Below are 17,051 nucleotides of genomic sequence, written 5' to 3' on the forward strand. Positions count from 1 at the left end.
GACAGGCTATCTTTGCTGGCACAGGGCTGCGCCGCTGACTACCTTCCTTCCATGGTGAATTCCGCCCATCCGGCGGAGCCCCATGTGGGTTCCGTGTCTTCGAAACTGAACTGGCTGCGGGCCGGAGTCCTCGGCGCCAACGACGGGATCGTGTCGACGGCGGGCATCGTCGTCGGCGTGGCGGCCGCCGCTGTCGAGCGCGGCCCCGTCCTCACCGCCGGAATCGCGGGGTTGGCAGCGGGTGCGGTGTCGATGGCATTGGGCGAATACGTGTCGGTCAGTACTCAACGCGACACGGAGAAGGCGCTTCTCACGAAAGAACGCCGAGAACTGCGTGAGGACCCGGCGGCGGAGTTGGACGAACTGGCCGCGCTGTACGAGGCGAAGGGACTCAACGCGGGCACCGCTCGCCTGGTGGCCGAGGAACTCACCGAGCACGACGCGTTCGCCGCCCACGCTGAGATCGAACTCGGCCTCACCCCAGACGAATTGACCAATCCCTGGCAGGCTGCGGCCTCCTCGGCGCTGGCGTTCACCATCGGCGCGCTGCTTCCCCTGCTTGCCATCTCGCTACCGCCACTGTCGTGGCGAGTTCCCGTGACCGTGGTGGCGGTGCTGGTGGCCCTGCTGTGCACGGGCGCCGTCTCGGCGGCGCTCGGTGGGGCACCGAAGCAGCGCGCGATGGTGCGCAATCTCGTCGGCGGTGGGCTGGCACTGGCCCTCACCTACGCAATCGGTCATCTCGTCGGCGTGGCCGTGACCTGATCCTGCCAGCTCGATCCGGCACCGCCGATCGGCCCGGTCAGCAGCGCGATGCGAGGTCATGGGTCCACAATGGCGACGGGCCGGTCAACGGGAGGCGCCGCCCGACTCGGCTCGTCAAAGGAGCAGCCCGATGGTGACCGTCTTTCTCGTCGACGACCACGAGGTCGTCCGCCGCGGCCTGATCGAACTGCTGAGCACCGATGCGGACCTGACGGTGGTCGGCGAAGCGGGTTCGGTGGCCGAGGCGCGAGCCCGGATCCCGGCGGCGCGGCCCGACGTCGCTGTCCTCGACATTCGTCTGCCCGACGGCAGCGGCATCGAACTGTGCCGTGAGCTGCTGTCCGAGCTTCCGGACCTGCACTGCCTGATGTTGACGTCGTTCACCTCAGACGAGGCGCTGCTGGACGCGATCCTGGCCGGCGCCAGCGGCTATGTCATCAAGGACATCAAGGGAATGGAGTTGGCCCAGGCCATCAAGGATGTCGGGGAGGGGCGATCGCTGCTCGACAATCGCGCGGCCGCGGTCCTGATGGCCAAACTGCGGCGCGGCCTGGACAGACCGGCCGATCCCACCGCGAGGCTGACCCCGCAGGAACGGGTGCTGCTGGATCTGCTGGGCGAAGGACTGACCAACAGGCAGATCGCCGACCGCATGTTCCTTGCGGAGAAGACCGTCAAGAACTACGTGTCGCGGCTGCTCGCCAAACTCGGCATGCAACGCCGGACGCAGGCCGCGGTGTTCGTCTCCAGAATCCATCAGGACCAGCACCGACTGCCACGGCACGATTGACAGCGGAAATCCGCTGTCACCGCAGACGCGAGTGACACAATCGGTGAGTGGGGATGGGGGCATCACCCGGGGAGAACGGCGACGAGACACTGCGTGACGCGTCGTCGCACCTGCGACTGCGTGAACTGCTGTGCGAGGTCCAGGACCGGATACAACAGATCATCAACCGCCGTGACCGGTTCGACGGCCTGGTGGACGCCGTACTCACGGTCACCGCACAGCTGGAATTGGACGACACGCTGCGCACCATCGTGCACACCGCCCGTGAACTGCTCGACGCCGAATACTGCGCCCTCGGCGTGCGCGGCGCCGGACACCAGCTGATCGAATTCGTCTACGAGGGCATCGACGATCCCACCCGGGAGGCCATCGGCTCTCTGCCGTCGGGCCGCGGTGTCCTGGGCCTGCTCTTCGACCGCCCGACACCGATCCGGCTGGACGACATTCATGATCACCCCGAATCGGTCGGATTCCCCCAGGGCCATCCCCCGATGCGGACCTTTCTCGGGGTTCCAGTGCGCATCCGGGACACCGTGTACGGGAATCTGTACCTCACCGAGAAGCGGACGGGGCGGCCGTTCAACAAGGACGACGAGGTGCTGGCACAGGCGCTCGCCGCGGCCGCGGGCATTGCGATCGAGAATGCCCGGCTGTACCAGCAGGCGCAGACCCGGCAGGCCTGGATCGCAGCCACCCGCGACATCGCCACCGAGCTGCTGTCCGGGTCCGACCCGGCCCGGGTCTTCCAGCTCATCGCCGACGAGACGTTGAAGCTGACCAACGCCGACGCCACTGTGGTCGCTGTGCCCGCCTACGAGGACGTCCCGCACGGCAGCACCGACGAACTGCTGATCACCGCGGTGGCCGGGTCAGTTGACCTCGACGCTGTCGCCGGTGCCTCGATGTCCGTGGCGGGAACGTCTGTCGGGCAGGCGATCTCGGAGCTCGAACCGTTCCGAACGGATGCACTCGATGTGCTGTCCGGGGTGCTCGGCGGGGCGGGTCCAGCGCTGGTGCTTCCGCTGCGGACCTCCGAGGGCATCGCCGGGGTCCTCTTCGCGCTGCGAGCACCCGGGAGTCCGCCGTTCGTCGACGGACAACTCGACATGGTCGCCGGTTTCGCGGACCAGGCGGCGTTGGCGTGGGAACTGGCGACCACGCAGCGCAGGATGCATGACCTCGACGTTCTGACCGACCGCGATCGCATCGCTCGCGATTTGCATGACCAGGTCATTCAGCGACTGTTCGCCGTTGGACTCTCACTGCAGGGCACCATCCCACGCGCACGATCCACCGACGTCCAAGGCCGGATCGCCCAATGCGTCGACGATCTGCAGAAGGTCATCTCCGACATCCGGACCACGGTCTTCGACCTGCAGGGCGGCACCGTCACCCGGCTGCGGCAACGACTCGACGACGTGCTGGCCCAGTTCGACACCGCGGGAGTCCGCACGGTGGCGCATTACAGCGGTCCGCTGTCGGTGATCGAGGCCGACATGGCAGACCACGCCGAGGCGGTGGTCCGGGAGGCGGTCAGCAATGCGGTCCGGCACGGTCACGCCACCGAGATCACCATCCGCGTCAGCGTGAACGACGACCTGTGCATCGCGGTCATCGACAACGGTTCCGGCATCGGCGACACCGGCACCGAGAGCGGGTTGGCCAACCTTCGAAAGCGCGCACAGGACTGCGGTGGTGAAATGTCAGTGGCGGCAATCGAATCCGGAGGAACCGAGCTGCGTTGGTGGGCACCCCTGCTGTGATCGGGCCATCCTGCCGGCTACCTGAACGGGGAGCCGTCCAACCTGAACACCATCTCCGTCAGTGGCCGACGCGGCGTGGCCGGCAGCGGATCTGAGTTCACCGAGGGCCATCCGATGCGAAGGAGCGTCTGCGGGACATGGGCGTGGTCGAACAGCGCCTCCCGCAGCCGTGCGCGGGTTTCGGGCACCTCCAACACCTCCGACATCAGACATGTCGCGAGCCCGCTGGCGGTGGCCGTCAACAGCGCAGCGCTGGTGGCCTCACCCGCGCGAAGCCGTGCCACGTCGTCGTCCCCCCGTGTGCCCATCGCCACCAGGACACCGTGGTCGCCACCATCCGGGGCGGGACCGGCGAACAACCGGCCCGGCAGTCGGTCGGTCGGGTCGGGTGCCGGAGCGTTGCGCGCGGGCACACCACTGGTCGCCGCGTAGTGCCCCCTCCACGACGGCAACTCCGCGAGGTGGCGATCGTCGGTGAGAGGTGCGGGCACCGCGTCGGCGAAAACTGAACGCAGGGGGCCGTCCACCTCACATCGCCGAATCACCACACCGAGCCGAGCGGCGCGGGCCCCGATCAGCGCGATGTCGCCCAGCGCCACGGGCCAGGTGCTGTAGGGCCGCCGGTCGGTCCGTCGCCGCGGGATCGCCGCCGCCATGGCGATGTCGACCGCGTCCGGCGGCCCCCGGTGCAGTTGCAGAGCCGCGAGGTGGTCCGGCTGTGCGGGATCGGGAATGCGCTGAATGGTGGCGCGCCACCCCAGTGCCGCCAACGCGACCGTGCAGTGATGCAGCACCACACCGCAACTGACGATGAGATCGCGGCTGTCCGGGTCCGTGTGAGGCAGGCGGCGGGCGGTGTCGGCGTGGACCTGGATGCTGTGTGACCCGACCCGGAAGTGCCATGGCTGGGAGTTGTGCACCGAGGGGGCCCGCGTGGCCAACGCGAGGGCGGCCAGCACGGGGTCGTCGTCCGGGATGTTCTTGTTCGACATCAGCACAACTCACGATCGAAGCAGTGGCACGCCTCCACGGTGCGGCGCCACGATGCGGACCACCAGAGTCACAAGTCCCCAGTTCGACGGCCGAACACAGTTCAGGCGGATACAGCAATTTCACAGTTTCGGCCCGCAAACTCGTCGACGCGTGGGTAAATTGAACCTGCGCGGACCGCCCGGTCCGCACAGCCGGATTGCACAGAGTTCCGGGGCCCTGGCGATAGCGCCACCGCCCCTCTGTTGCAGGGCTTTTCGGGTCCGCTGTCCCGGACACCGCTGGGTATCGATCAGTCATGCCCACTCCCCTGCAGCGAGGAGCCCCCGTGCCCACATCCACCCCCCGCAACCAATCGACAGCCGACTGCTCCCGCTATGTCGGCCGAGTGGGCGCACTGGCCGTCGCGTTGGGCGTCGGCCTTGCCGCAAGCACCTTTCATGGCATCGGCATCGCGCACGCCGACACAGAGGCGGGCTCGGGCACGTCTGACTCCACTGCTGGACAATCCGCCTCCTCACAGCGCGACAACGGTGACAGCACCGAGACGAGGTCGCCCAGGCTCCGGAGATCCACCGAGACCACGGTCCGGCCGACATTGCCGAGGACGCGAAGCAGGACCGCGGCAGCCACCGGCACAGGTGACGTGAGTTCACCGGCCGAGACAACACTCGACGGGGTCACTCTGGGCACCGCGCGCGCAGACATCGAAGCGCCGAACGACACCGACTCGAAGACCTCCGGCTCGGTGTCCGGCGAAGCCCAGGACGCGGCGACCCTGGACCCGCGCGACATCGCGACGACCACCGCGGAGCTGCAGGCGCAGACTCCAGCCGAATCCGTGCCTCAGACTACGACACCCGAGGTCGTCATCGTGGAGGAGCCCACCCCGGTTCCAGTCGAGGGGGAAAGCCCCAAAGACCCTGACAGCACTGACATCTCGACACCGCCGGTCGGCGAGGTGATCCTTCCCGACAACGTTTCCGACAACGGGACCGACATCCAGACCGACAACGGCACCAGAGCACTGGCCCACACCACGAGCGGCGCACAGTCCACGACGACGTCACCCCCGGAGGCGTCCACCCTCGATCCCTCCGACCCCGCCGCGGTGGAGGACTCCCCCCTCGCACCAGAGATCGAACAGGCGAGCCAGACCACAACTGCGCCCCCGCCGGCGATCCGCCGGTCCAACCCGCTCGCTGGGCTCATCGCCATCCCCGTCGCCGCTGTGGTGGCCGTCCCCGCGGTCGTCTCCGCGGCGATCTCGGCGATCCTGTCTCCCCTGCTGTCCCCGGGTGTGCCCGCCGCACCGCCGTTCCTCTGGAACGTGCTGACGTGGGCCGTTCGGGAGATCCAGAACACGTTCTTCAACCGGCGCCCACGCGTGGTGGCCCAGACGATCGAATTGTCGCTGGACGCCGGGCAGGTCAGCGGACCGATCAGCTTCGGCGGCTTCGATCCAGACGGCAATCCGGTGACCTACACCGTGAGCACCCCGGAGCACGGTGTCGTCACCGTCGACCAGCAGACCGGCCAATTCACCTACACACTCACCGATCCCGGCTACACCGGCACCGATCAGTTCACCGTCACCATCAGTGACGCCGGCATGCACCTGCACGGCCTGCATGGCCGCGTGTTCAACCACACCAGCAGTGCCGTCATCACGTTGGACATCACCGCGCCCAACCGGGCCCCAGTCGCGGTTCCCGAGCACATCACGACCGAGTTCAACACCCCGGTCACATTCTCGGTGTTGGACAACGACTTCGACCCCGACGACGACGCGCTGACGGTGATCTCATACACGGATCCCGTTCACGGCACCCTGGTCCATCACGGCGACGGCATCTTCACCTACACCCCGAATCCGGGGTTCTCCGGCGAGGATGAATTCACCTACACCATCGGCGATGAGTACGAACTCATGGGCGCCATCAAATCCACGTTCCAGGTGTTCCTGCCCGAGATTCACCTGCACGCCGAGGACGATGAGGTCACTCTCGACGAAGACGACGCCGTCACTGTCGACGTGCTCGCCAATGACACCTCCGGCGACGTGGGTCACCTGCAGATCGTCGACGTCTCTGTGCCCTCGCACGGCACCGCAACCCTGAACCCCGACAACACCATCACCTATGTGCCCACGACCAACCACAACGGCACTGACTCGTTCACATACACCGTCTACGACGCCGCCGGCAATGCCGCCACCGCCACCGTCAGTCTCATCATCAATCCGGTGAACGACGCCCCAACGGGGGTCTCGGTCCCTCAGGTCACCGTGGACGAGGACGGGACGGTCAGCGGGGTCATCACGGCGGTGGACCCCGAGGGCGGCCCGCTGGTGTTCAGCCTCGACGAGCCGCCACAACACGGCACCGTCACCGTCGACGAATCGGGAGCGTTCGTCTACGTCCCCGACCTGAACTACAACGGCACCGATGTGTTCGGCGTGCACGTCACCGACAGCGAGGGTGCAACCACCTCGGTCGCGGTGCCGGTCACGATCCACGCGGTCGATGACGTGCCAGAGGCCCCCGCCGTGGAGATTCAGTCCCTCGAAGACACGGCGGTGACCGGTGCTCTGTTGCCGACCGGGGTCGATGTGGACGGTGAACACGTCACGCTCCACTCGATCGGGGGCCAGCCGGTGGGGGCGGGAGGGACAACGACGATCGTGACTGTGGGCGGTGTGCTCACGGTGACCGCCGACGGCCAGTTCGCCTACGCGCCGAACGCGGACTTCGCCGGAACCGAAACTGTGGAATACACCGTGATCGATGAGTCCGGCTCCACCGCAACCTCGACCCTCACATTCCACATTCAGGCGGTGAACGACGCCCCGGTCGCCAACGACGACATGTTTGGAACCTCGCCGGGAGTGTTGGGCCTCACGTCGATGACGTTCACTGGAAACGTTCTCGACAATGACACCGATGTGGACAATCCGCGTTCGGATCTCACCGCATTCCTGGTGGGTTCACCGACGTCCATCGACAATCCACTGCTCGGCCTCGACCTGCAGCCCATCACACATTTCCAGCTTCTTCCCGACGGCACCTTCGTGATCGAGGGGTGGGTGCCGGGCGGCCTGTTGGGGGGCCTGCTTGTCCCTGTGACCTGGACCTTCACCTACGTGGTCGATGACGGCGAGGCGCTGAGCGAGGTCGCCACCGCGACGGTCAGGTGGACTTGAGCACCCAGGCCGCAGGAGGTCAACGCGCGACGGCGATGTCGAGGTCGTGCAGAAGGTGACGCACGCGGCTGTCGATGTCGTCGCGAATGCGCCGCACCACGTCGACCGATTGGCCCGCGGGATCGTCGAGTTCCCAGTTCTCGTAACGCTTTCCGGGGAACAGCGGGCAGCTGTCGCCGCAGCCCATGGAGACGACGACGTCGGCGGCCCGCACCATCTCCTCGGTCCAGCGCTGGGGTGTCTGGCCGGTGATGTCGATGCCGATCTCGGCCATGGCCTGCGCCGCGGCCGGGTTGACGCTCTCGGCGGGTTCGGACCCGCCGGAGTAGACCTCCGCCTGATCGCCCGCAAGATGTGCGAACAGGCCCATCGCCATCTGGGATCTGCCCGCGTTGTGGGTGCACAGGAACAGCACCGCGGGTTTGGCTGTCATGGCGCGCTCTCCTGCGGTGTGCGATCGGTGTACCGGCGGCGCAGGGCCAGTGAGACGTAGACGAGTGCGACGAGCACCGGCACCTCGATGAGCGGGCCGACCACTCCGGCCAGCGCCTGACCCGAGGTCGCGCCGTACGTGGCGATGGCGACCGCGATGGCGAGTTCGAAGTTGTTGCCCGCCGCGGTGAACGCGAGCGTCGTGGTGCGCGGATACCCGAGCCGCAGGGCTGCACCCAGCAGGTAGCCGCCTCCCCACATGATCGCGAAGTACGCCAGCAGCGGCAGTGCGATGCGCACGACATCGGTTGGGCGGCTGGTGATCTGTTCACCCTGCAGGGCGAACAGCACGACGATGGTGAACAGCAGACCGTACAGCGCCCAGGGTCCGACGCGGGGCAGGAACGTCGACTCGTACCAGTCACGCCCCTTGGCCCTCTCCCCCAGGCGCCGCGACAGGTACCCGGCCAACAACGGGACGCCGAGGAAGATCAGCACCGACTTCGCGATCTGCCACGGTGACGTGCTGATGGTGGTCTGTTCCAGTCCCAGCCAGCCGGGGAGCACCGAGAGGTAGAACCAACCGAGCACCGCGAACATGGCGACCTGGAAGATCGAGTTGAGCGCGACCAGGACCGCCGCGGCCTCCCGGTCCCCGCAGGCGAGGTCGTTCCAGATGATCACCATGGCGATGCAGCGCGCCAGGCCGACGATGATCAGGCCCGTGCGGTATTCCGGCAGGTCCGGCAGGAGCAGCCAGGCCAGTGCGAACATCAATGCCGGTCCCAGCACCCAGTTCAGCAGCAGTGAGCTGAACAGCAGCCGGCGATCGCCGGTGACGGTGTCCAGTCGGTCATAGCGGACCTTGGCCAGCACCGGGTACATCATGATGAGCAACCCCAGCGCGATCGGCAGCGAAATGCCGTCCACCTGAATGCGATTCAGTGCGCTGTCGAGGCCGGGCACGAACCTGCCCAGCAGCAGGCCCGCCGCCATCGCGAGCCCGATCCAGACCGGCAGGAGTCTGTCGAGCCGGGAGAGCCCTGCGATGACGGCGGGGTGCGCCTGTTCGGTGACGGCCATGTATCAGCAGCAGCCGGTGGCGGCCGGCGCCTTCTCTGCATCGGCCGCGGTGGTACCGCAGCAGACTCCGCCCTCCGCGGTGCCACCGTCGGCATGCTGGGGGCTGGTGCCGAAGGTCTCGGAGTCGGCGAGCACGGTGTAGACCTCCCACTTCTCGCCGGCCGGTCCGGTGACCCAGACTTTGTCCTGCGTGGCGAAGCAGCAGGTGGTGCCGATCTCCTCGTCGGTGAACAGCCCCGCCTCGGTGAGACGGGCGATCTCGGCGTGCACGGTCTGGCTGGACTCGACCTCGACGCCGAGGTGGTTGATGGTGCCGCCCTTGCCGGGGTTCTCCAGCAGCACCAGCTTCAACGGCGGATCGGCGACCGCGAAGTTCGCATAGCCCGGTTTGACTTTGGCGGGCGTGGTCTTGAACAGCGTGGAGTAGAAGGTGATCGCCTCGTCGAGGTCGTCGACGTTGAGCGCGAGTTGCATGCGGGACATGGCTGGATCTCCTTACCTGTGCGACTTATGTCGAACTCCTTCATCATGCCCACCTCTTTGACTTATGTCAAAGACCTTCGCATACTGGTTGCATGCCCAAGGCACTGCCGACGATCGACATCACCGCACCGGTGTGCTGCGCGCCCGTCGCGTCCGGACCGATGAGCGACGACGACGCCCTTGAGGTGGCGCTGCGCCTCAAGGCCCTGGCCGACCCGGCGCGGGTGAAGATCATGTCCCTGCTGTTCAGTTCGCAGGCCGGTGAGGAGAACAGCGGCGAACTCGCCGCGCGCCTCGGACTGACCGAGTCGACGGTCAGCCACCACCTTGCGCAGCTTCGGCGCGCGGGCTTCGTCGAGTCGGACCGGCGCGGCATGAACGTCTACCACCGGCCCAGCCATGACGCCGTGGGCGCGTTGTGCGCGGTGCTCGATCCGAACTGCTGCCGGTAGCTGCGCCCGCGGTCACCCGCGCGCTAAGACCCTGCGCCGCGCCTGATTTGGCGCGTGACAACCGCGGGCCCGGCCAAGGGCGCGGACAGCAGTCCCGGCGGCGCGTCGATGACGGCCGGTATGGCATTGATCGCCGCCATCGCGGTCGCGGCGACACCGGGATTGGTTCTGTCCCCGGGCGACGGGTCCAGATGCAGATCCAGGGTCATGCTGGGGGAACCGTCGATGCGGAACACCATGCCGCCCTGGCCGGGTTTGGCTGGGCGCGGCCAACTGTCGGGCCACGGCGTGGACGTCACGGTGGCGAAGTACTGCACCGACACCACGGGTCGGCCGTCGCAGATCGCGCCAAGCTGCCAGCGGTGCGCGCAGATGGTGCCCTTCGGGATCACCCCGAGTGCGGTGTCGAGATCCTGCGGGGCAAGCAGTGTCTCCCAGTCCAACGCGACCTCCTCGACGTCGGCGGACAGGGTGTCGGCGATGTAGCGCACGACGGGTTCCCAGTCGTTGTTCACCTTGCCTGACGCGATGCGCATGGGAACGTGGCCGTCGGGTTTTCCGAAGCCCATCGACTCGTGCAGGACTTCCCAGATCGGGTAGGCCAGGTCGAGGTCGAGTGCGTACTCGTCCATCCGGTAGGAGTCGATCGCGCCGGCACCGGCCAGCAGGGCGGTGGGCAGATTCAGGCTCACGAATCCGGGCTCGCATCCGGTCGCGTAGAAGGTCGCACCGCCCTTCTGTGCGGCCGCTGCGATCGGTTCGCGCCACTTCGCCGGGGCCGCTTCGGGATACACCATCGGAATCGCGGAGATGGTGACGACGTTGATTCCAGCCTCGAGGTAGCCCACGATGTCGGCGATCACGTCGTCCTCACGTCTGACCGCCGTCGCACAGTAGGCGATGCAGTCGGGCCGGGCGTCCAGCACTGTCGCCACCTCATCGGTGGCCGCGACGCCGACGTCGGGGCGTCCGCACAGTTGTCCGGCGTCGGTGCCCACCTTCGCCGGTGTGGACACTTTGAGCCCGACCAGCTCCAGAGCGGGATCGTCGATGATCGCGCGAAGCGCGACGCTTCCGGTCATACCGGTGCCGACATGGACCACGCGACGCCTGGTCCGAGTGTCGGGGCTTGTACTCACAGGCGTCACCCTTCGGTGGTGGTCGACACGTTGCCCTTACTGTAGGTAACGCCATTAAGGGTTGGCAGTGAATCGATCCGCTCAGTGTGAACCGGTGCGGAGTGCGCGGCCGCCTCAGCGAGCCATCGCCATCACCGGCGGAGAGCAGGTCAGAGGTCCAGCACCACATCACCGCTCGGCACAGCCGAGCAGATCAGTGCCGTTCCGGCATGGGGCAGCTCGAGCGGTTGCGGCGTGTACTCGACGGATCCGGACACGACCCCCGTCGCGCAGACGTGGCACACACCGCTTCGGCAGGAGAACCGGGTGGGAACATCACAGGCTTCGGCCAGCTCGAGGATGTTCGCGCAGTCCCTGCGCCAAGGAACCGACAGCCCGCTGCGGGCGAACGTCACCGCAGGTCCGGCCCCCACCGGGCCGGGCGGTGGGTGCGGACGCGGGACCGTCGACGGGTCCCTTATCCCCGGATGGATCGGCGGGAGCGCACCGAACAGCTCGGTGTGGATGCGTGCATTGTCGAACCCCGTCGCGATGAGCGCCTCGCGCATATCCGTCATGTACTGCGGCGGCCCACAGAGGTGGACAGTCGCCTCGACCGGGAGATCGAGCGCGGCGATCTTGGGCTGGTCCAGCCGTCCGTCGGTGTCGGTGTAGAACACCCGGCAGTGCGCGTTCGGAAGCGCCGCGATCAGCGACGTCACTTCGGCTGCGAACGCCTCCGATGCGCGGCTTCGAACCGTGTGCAGCCACCAGACTGTCCGAGTGCTGCGGTCGGAGGCCAGCGCATTGAGCATCGCCAAAACTGGCGTGACACCGATGCCGGCCGACAGGAGCACCACCGGGTCCGCGGAGTCGGTGAGGTGGAAATCGCCCCGCGGTGCGGCAGCCTCGATCACCGTTCCGACGTCGGCGTGGTCGTGAAGCCAGCGACTCACCAATCCGCGGTCCTCACGTTTGACGCTGATCCGGTAGCGACCAGTTCGAGAATCGCCCGACAGTGAGTAGCTCCGTATCGGTACCGGACCACCCGCATCCGGAACACGCACCGTCAGGTATTGGCCAGGACGGGCACCCGGCAGTGCCCCTCCATCATCGGACTCCAACGACATCGACAGCACCGCAGCGGATTCCCGCCGCACTGCACAGACTCGCAACCGTCGGAAGCCGCTCCATCCCGGCTCAGCACCGGTCCGGACCGGCGCCGCACCACCGTCGTGAGCTTCGAGGAGCTCACGGAAGGACTGCTGCCAGCCGGGGCTCAGAGCGGGCACATCGACGATCCTGCGCAGCTGCCCGATGTCGCGGTCCGGCAGATAGAGCAGAGCGTCGACATCCGCCACAGACATGTGGTTCCGGCCATCGCGGATGCGCACGATCTCATCGCCGGCCTCGACCTTCCCCTCCACTGTCACTCGGAGATAGAAGCCGGGGCGACGCTGCGACACCAGCAGCTGGGGCATTCGGGGTTCCCCCAGTCGGAGACCTACCCGAAAACAGGTGACTCGCGGTTGCGTCACTTCGACTTCCGCGTCGCCGATGCGGAACCGGTCGCCGATGCAGACCTCGTCGTCTGCCAGACCGGAGATCGTGAAGTTCTCGCCGAAGCTCCCGGGTGCCAGATCGTCCCGGTTCAGGAAACGCCGCCAGAATTCGTACGACTCCTGCTGGTAGACCATGACGGCGCGGTGTTCGCCGCCGTGGCCCGCCAGGTCGCCCTGGCCGTCACCGTCGATGTTGAGTCGTCGCACCATGACTGGTCCACGGACCGGCGATTTCCATATCCCGGTGTGCACGGTCCTGTCGCGCCACTGCACATCCGCGGGCATGCCGACGTTGACCGAGATGAGCCTGGGCGGCATCCGCATCCCCCTGTCACCGATTGCGGTGATACGGGCCCCAGTGTGCCCCCTGACGTGATGTTCGAGCCACTCAAAGCGCGCGGATGCACCGTCCAGCGCCGTCACGGCGGGACGCAGTCTCGGTGTGAACCGCTCAGACCAGTTCCGGCACCCTCAGGTGCGCGATCGCCAGCTCGAAGTCGCACTCCTCGAGCATCTCCGCGCCCGCCTCCGACACGGTGTCGTCCCTGAGGGTGTCCAGCCTGCCCATCGTTCGGTGCAACGCATCGGCGCTGTCGAAGGCGGTTGAGACCACCACGAGGCCGGTGTCCCGATTCACCATCAGGCTCGCGCTGCAGTGGCCTTCCAGTTCCTCGAATGCAGGCAGGACCGAACCCTTGAACAGGTCAATGCCCGCATCCATCCGGGCCGGGTCGACCTTGGCCCAGCCCACGCGCACGCAGGCGCCCTCGGCACTCTCGTGATCGCGGTGCATCACGGCGATCTCCCATTCGGCGATCTCCGGAGCACCGCCGAGGGTCTGGGCCGCACGATCACGCACCTCGCGAATCAGGGGTCCGCTCTCGTGCATGGCGTCCTCGGACTGCCACGCGCTGGTGGCGATGCACCGGCCCGACTCTCGGTCGACGAGCAGCGACAAACCTATGAAGCCGTGCATCTTCTGCAACTCGGACATCACGGGACCGCGAATGCTGGCTATTCCGTCGTCAATGGATTCCGGCCGCCCCCAGACGGTCGTTGTTCGTGCGTACACAATCTGCCTCCTCCCGACGAGGCAGCGTCGTGACGGCGCTGCCGTCGGGTCTGATCCTCCTCCGTCGAACGGCAGGCGGCAATGGTCGAGCGCCCCCGGGGCGCATCACCGCCCCGTACAGTCACCGCGTCTGCTGGATCTGGTTCTTGATCTCCCGATAGGCTTGGACGCGCGCCATCACGGCGTCCACCGCCGAATCGGAGGGCGGGGAGGCCGGACTGGCCTCGATGCCGTAGAGCATCGCGCTTAACTTCGCGTGCAACTCGGCACGCTGCTCGGCGACGACGGCATCCTCACGTTCGGTGCGCAGCGATGTGTCGATCAGGCGCGCTTCCTTGGCGCACTTGCCGATCAGGTCCACGCGTTCGATCGCGGCGCGTTCGAGAGTCTCGATGGTTCTGTTCGCCTCGGCGAGAATTCTGCGGTCGTCGGCAGTGGGCTTGTCCAGAACCGACAGCCTGCTCGTCACGGCGCGCAGTTCGTGCACCTTCTCGAAGGTGGCGGTGATTCCCTTGATGTCGGCGGTGAAGTCGACATCGCCCAACCATCCTTCACGCGCGGCCTCCGATTCGGCCACCTGGGTGACGGCGGCCAACGCGGACTCCACCAGGGCGGCGTTGTCCTTGCCGAGGGTGTCGATGCGGCGCTGCTTCTCTTTCCGTGCCCGCTCTTCGCGTTCACGCTTGGCCGCTTCAGCCTTGCGCGCCCGCTCGGCACGCGCCCGTTCCTCCGCCTCGGCACGACGTTTGTCCAGGGTCACGAACAGCAGGTAGAGACCCCACGCGACAAACGTCAGCGCGACGATCACGCCGAGCGCGATCCACACTTCCTTTGGGATCGCCGCGATGAGGACGATCACAAAGATGATGACGCCGACCACGGCGTCAGCTCCATCCGACGAGCGCTTACCACTCATTCGATACTGCCCCCCATTGAGATCCCCCTGCTGTGCGCCGACCCGACCCCCGTCGTGGCAAGCGGCACGTGTGCGCACCATAGCCGGACCCACCGACGAGCGATGGCCGCGATCGCGGACCGGCCTCCAGGCCGACGGACCTTCCTACAGATTTCTATGAATACACAGTGATATGTATCGTTGGGGGGCGTGCAGACCCTCGCCCACACCGATGCCCTCGCACGTTTCGGGCACGCCCTGTCAGACGTCACCCGCACCAGGATCCTGCTCAGCCTCAACGAGGCGCCGAGCTATCCGGCCGACCTCGCCGACCGCATCGGCGTCTCCCGGCAGATGCTCTCCAACCACCTGGCCTGCCTGCGTGGTTGCGGCCTGGTGCTGGCGGTGCGGGAGGGCCGTCGCACCCGGTATGAACTGGCCGACGCCCGCATCGGTCACGCCCTCGATGATCTGCTCGGCCTGGTGCTGGCCGTCGATCCGGCCTGCCGTTGCGTCGAACCGAACGGGTGCGACTGATGGCGTCCGTGCACGGTGCGGGACTGACCGAGGCCCGGCGCATGGTGCTGGCCCGCCGCATCCGGTGGTTCGTGGCCGCCACGATCTCCTACAACGTGATCGAGGCGATCGTGGCGATCTCCGAAGGTGCGCGCGTCTCATCGACGGCGCTCATCGGATTCGGCCTCGACTCGGTGATCGAGGTGTCCTCGGCGGCGGCGGTCGCATGGCAGTTCGCCGGGCGCGACCCCGAGGCACGCGAGAAGGTGGCGCTGCGCGTCATCGCGTTCTCGTTCTTCGGACTTGCCACCTACGTCACGGTGGACGCCGTCCGCACCCTGCTCGGTGTCGGGGAGGCCCGACATTCGACAATCGGCATCGTGCTCGCGGCGACAAGCCTGGTCATCATGCCGGTGCTCTCCTACGCGCAGCGCCGCGCCGGGAGTGAACTGGGGTCGCTGTCGGCGGTGGCGGATTCGAAGCAGACGCTGCTGTGCACGTACCTGTCAGCGGTCCTGCTCGTCGGCCTGGCCCTCAACAGCCTGTTCGGGTGGGGGTGGGCCGACCCCATCGCCGGGTTGGTCATCGCCGCCGTTGCTTTTCGGGAGGGTGTCGAGGCGTGGCGGGGTGACAGCTGCTGTGCGCCAACGCGCCTCGTGACACCCGACGCCGACCAGAGCGGGTGCGGGTCCGACTGCTGTGGCGGCTGACCAGCTCAGTGCGTCTGCAGTCGCCCTGCGACGAAGTCGGCCGCCCGGTCCACCATCCCGTTGACGGTGTAGCTGCTGTGCGCTGCACGATCGAGGCTGCCGGGTTGGCAGACCGGGTCTGCCGGAGCGCAGAGATCGAGGGTCTTGCCCGCATACGGCGCTCCGAGCACCAACGGCGGGGATCCGCGGCGCGCGAGTTGGACCACCTCACTGGAAGGTGTGCCGAACAGGGTCACGGCCGCAACGTGTTCGGCGATCGCTGTCGGCAGCACTCCGTCGATGCCGGCGGGAAGGACGACGCCCGCCGGAACGGTGTCCGAGGTCACGTAGGCACTCACCGCAGCACCCTGGGAGTAGCCGCCCAACACGATGTCGGTGTCGGGACACCGCTCGACCAGTCGCCGGATGTGCCCGCTCGCATCGGCGACACCCTCCGCGGCGCGACCGAAATCCAGCGACGCCGGGTAGTTGACCGCATATGCCCCAACAGTCCGCTCCGGAAGTCGAGACTGCAGAGATGATGCCAACGCGTCACCGACCCGGCCGAGTCCCGACGGTTCGAATGTGCCTCTCGCGAAGACGAGTTCGACATCCGGGCACCCGTCCGGAGCGCCGGCGGCGACCGGTGGCGACGCCAACACCGGCGCTGCGAGGAAGACCATCGCGAAGGCGAATACGGCAGCCCATGACGAGAACCGGTGTCTGGCGGTCATAGCTGCTCCTCGAATGAGCCGGTTAGCTCAGAGGCGGCCGGCTGAGATGGTGTGCTCCAGTCGTAGTCACTCAACGCCGGCGGCAGTGCCGATTCTTCCCGGAGTCGATCGGGACACCGACCCACCGGCGGCTCGTACGTCCCGTGGCGCAGTGCTCAGCGGTGTTCCAGCGGGTGAGCTTGTCTGAGTTTCTCACCACCCAGACCTGGGTGATGAGCCCATCGCGAACCTCAAGTGCCGCAACGGCAATGGTGACGCGTCACGCTGCATCCGCAGACCCGCCTGGCTGTTCACGTCGACCACAGGGCTCGACTCGGCGCTGGGCGGACACCGCGAGTGGGCGGCAGGGTGCAGATGACCGGCAGCGAGGCCAAGGCGTTCAAACACCGGATCACCGAGTGGAGCTGTCCGCCCGTCGATGACGAGGAGGCTCCGGTGGCCGGGCGGGCGCTTCAGGCACCGGGCCCGGGTGGCGCCTCAGACCAGGCAAGTCCCGACCCGGACG

The 17,051-nt window shown here is 67.2% G+C and carries 15 protein-coding genes and 1 pseudogene; 7 read left to right on the plus strand and 9 right to left on the minus strand.

Annotation, left to right across the window (positions count from 1 at the left end; translation table 11 throughout):
• Window positions 1–51 precede the first annotated feature (51 nt).
• From A5727_RS08805 to A5727_RS08815, 3 genes are all read left to right on the plus strand, one after another.
• Entirely contained in the window at window positions 52–765 is a 714-nt protein-coding gene (locus A5727_RS08805; protein ID WP_068247713.1) for a VIT1/CCC1 transporter family protein, read from the plus strand.
• Between the two features lie 130 nt (window positions 766–895).
• Window positions 896–1,555, plus strand: coding sequence for a response regulator (locus A5727_RS08810; protein WP_068247716.1), 660 nt, complete (start codon window positions 896–898; stop codon window positions 1,553–1,555).
• A gap of 53 nt (window positions 1,556–1,608) precedes the next feature.
• Window positions 1,609–3,318: a sensor histidine kinase gene (locus tag A5727_RS08815; protein WP_068247720.1), complete on the plus strand. Its 1,710-nt coding sequence runs from the start codon at window positions 1,609–1,611 to the stop codon at window positions 3,316–3,318.
• 17 nt (window positions 3,319–3,335) lie between these two features.
• Here the strand turns inward: A5727_RS08815 and A5727_RS08820 are convergent, their stop codons facing one another.
• Window positions 3,336–4,310, minus strand: coding sequence for an Acg family FMN-binding oxidoreductase (locus A5727_RS08820; RefSeq protein ID WP_068247914.1), 975 nt, complete (start codon window positions 4,308–4,310; stop codon window positions 3,336–3,338).
• 436 nt (window positions 4,311–4,746) lie between these two features.
• Window positions 4,747–4,941 carry a hypothetical protein gene (locus tag A5727_RS27825; RefSeq protein WP_197507621.1) on the minus strand — a complete coding sequence of 65 codons (195 nt, stop codon included), beginning with the start codon at window positions 4,939–4,941 and terminating at the stop codon, window positions 4,747–4,749.
• Between the two features lie 13 nt (window positions 4,942–4,954).
• Between A5727_RS27825 and A5727_RS08830 the strand changes: the two genes are divergently transcribed.
• The gene (locus A5727_RS08830; RefSeq protein WP_068247726.1) at window positions 4,955–7,510 is read left to right on the plus strand and encodes a cadherin-like domain-containing protein; all 2,556 of its coding nucleotides are present in this window, start codon (window positions 4,955–4,957) and stop codon (window positions 7,508–7,510) included.
• 19 nt (window positions 7,511–7,529) lie between these two features.
• On the opposite strand, the pseudogene arsB reads toward A5727_RS08830, so the two are convergent.
• Window positions 7,530–9,025 (minus strand): annotated as a pseudogene (gene arsB / locus A5727_RS08840) (ACR3 family arsenite efflux transporter).
• A gap of 3 nt (window positions 9,026–9,028) precedes the next feature.
• Entirely contained in the window at window positions 9,029–9,508 is a 480-nt protein-coding gene (locus A5727_RS08845) for an ArsI/CadI family heavy metal resistance metalloenzyme (RefSeq protein ID WP_068247735.1), read from the minus strand.
• A gap of 92 nt (window positions 9,509–9,600) precedes the next feature.
• On the opposite strand from A5727_RS08845, the gene A5727_RS08850 reads away from it, so the two are divergent.
• Window positions 9,601–9,960, plus strand: a complete 360-nt coding sequence (locus tag A5727_RS08850) for an Rv2640c family ArsR-like transcriptional regulator (protein ID WP_068247738.1) — start codon at window positions 9,601–9,603, stop codon at window positions 9,958–9,960.
• A gap of 23 nt (window positions 9,961–9,983) precedes the next feature.
• Here the strand turns inward: A5727_RS08850 and A5727_RS08855 are convergent, their stop codons facing one another.
• The 4 genes from A5727_RS08855 to A5727_RS08870 form a co-directional block, all read right to left on the minus strand.
• Complete coding sequence (locus tag A5727_RS08855) at window positions 9,984–11,042, minus strand: dihydrodipicolinate reductase (protein ID WP_231992003.1); 1,059 nt, start codon at window positions 11,040–11,042, stop codon at window positions 9,984–9,986.
• Window positions 11,043–11,248: 206 nt separating this feature from the next.
• Window positions 11,249–12,958: an MOSC and FAD-binding oxidoreductase domain-containing protein gene (locus tag A5727_RS08860; protein WP_068247921.1), complete on the minus strand. Its 1,710-nt coding sequence runs from the start codon at window positions 12,956–12,958 to the stop codon at window positions 11,249–11,251.
• A gap of 133 nt (window positions 12,959–13,091) precedes the next feature.
• Window positions 13,092–13,712, minus strand: a complete 621-nt coding sequence (locus A5727_RS08865) for a hypothetical protein (protein ID WP_082949686.1) — start codon at window positions 13,710–13,712, stop codon at window positions 13,092–13,094.
• Window positions 13,713–13,833: 121 nt separating this feature from the next.
• On the minus strand, window positions 13,834–14,628 hold the full coding sequence (locus A5727_RS08870) for a hypothetical protein (RefSeq protein WP_068247746.1): 795 nt from the start codon (window positions 14,626–14,628) through the stop codon (window positions 13,834–13,836).
• A 189-nt stretch (window positions 14,629–14,817) separates the two neighbouring features.
• On the opposite strand from A5727_RS08870, the gene A5727_RS08875 reads away from it, so the two are divergent.
• The gene (locus A5727_RS08875) at window positions 14,818–15,144 is read left to right on the plus strand and encodes an ArsR/SmtB family transcription factor (RefSeq protein ID WP_068247749.1); all 327 of its coding nucleotides are present in this window, start codon (window positions 14,818–14,820) and stop codon (window positions 15,142–15,144) included.
• Window positions 15,144–15,833 carry a cation efflux transmembrane domain-containing protein gene (locus A5727_RS08880; RefSeq protein WP_068247924.1) on the plus strand — a complete coding sequence of 230 codons (690 nt, stop codon included), beginning with the start codon at window positions 15,144–15,146 and terminating at the stop codon, window positions 15,831–15,833. Before A5727_RS08875 ends, A5727_RS08880 begins: the two co-directional genes overlap by 1 nt.
• A 5-nt stretch (window positions 15,834–15,838) precedes the next feature.
• Here A5727_RS08880 and A5727_RS08885 read toward each other — a convergent pair whose 3' ends face one another.
• Window positions 15,839–16,546: a cutinase family protein gene (locus A5727_RS08885; protein WP_068247751.1), complete on the minus strand. Its 708-nt coding sequence runs from the start codon at window positions 16,544–16,546 to the stop codon at window positions 15,839–15,841.
• Window positions 16,547–17,051 lie beyond the last annotated feature (505 nt).

The organism is Mycobacterium sp. ACS4331 (assembly GCF_001667265.1).
Lineage (GTDB): Bacteria > Actinomycetota > Actinomycetes > Mycobacteriales > Mycobacteriaceae > Mycobacterium.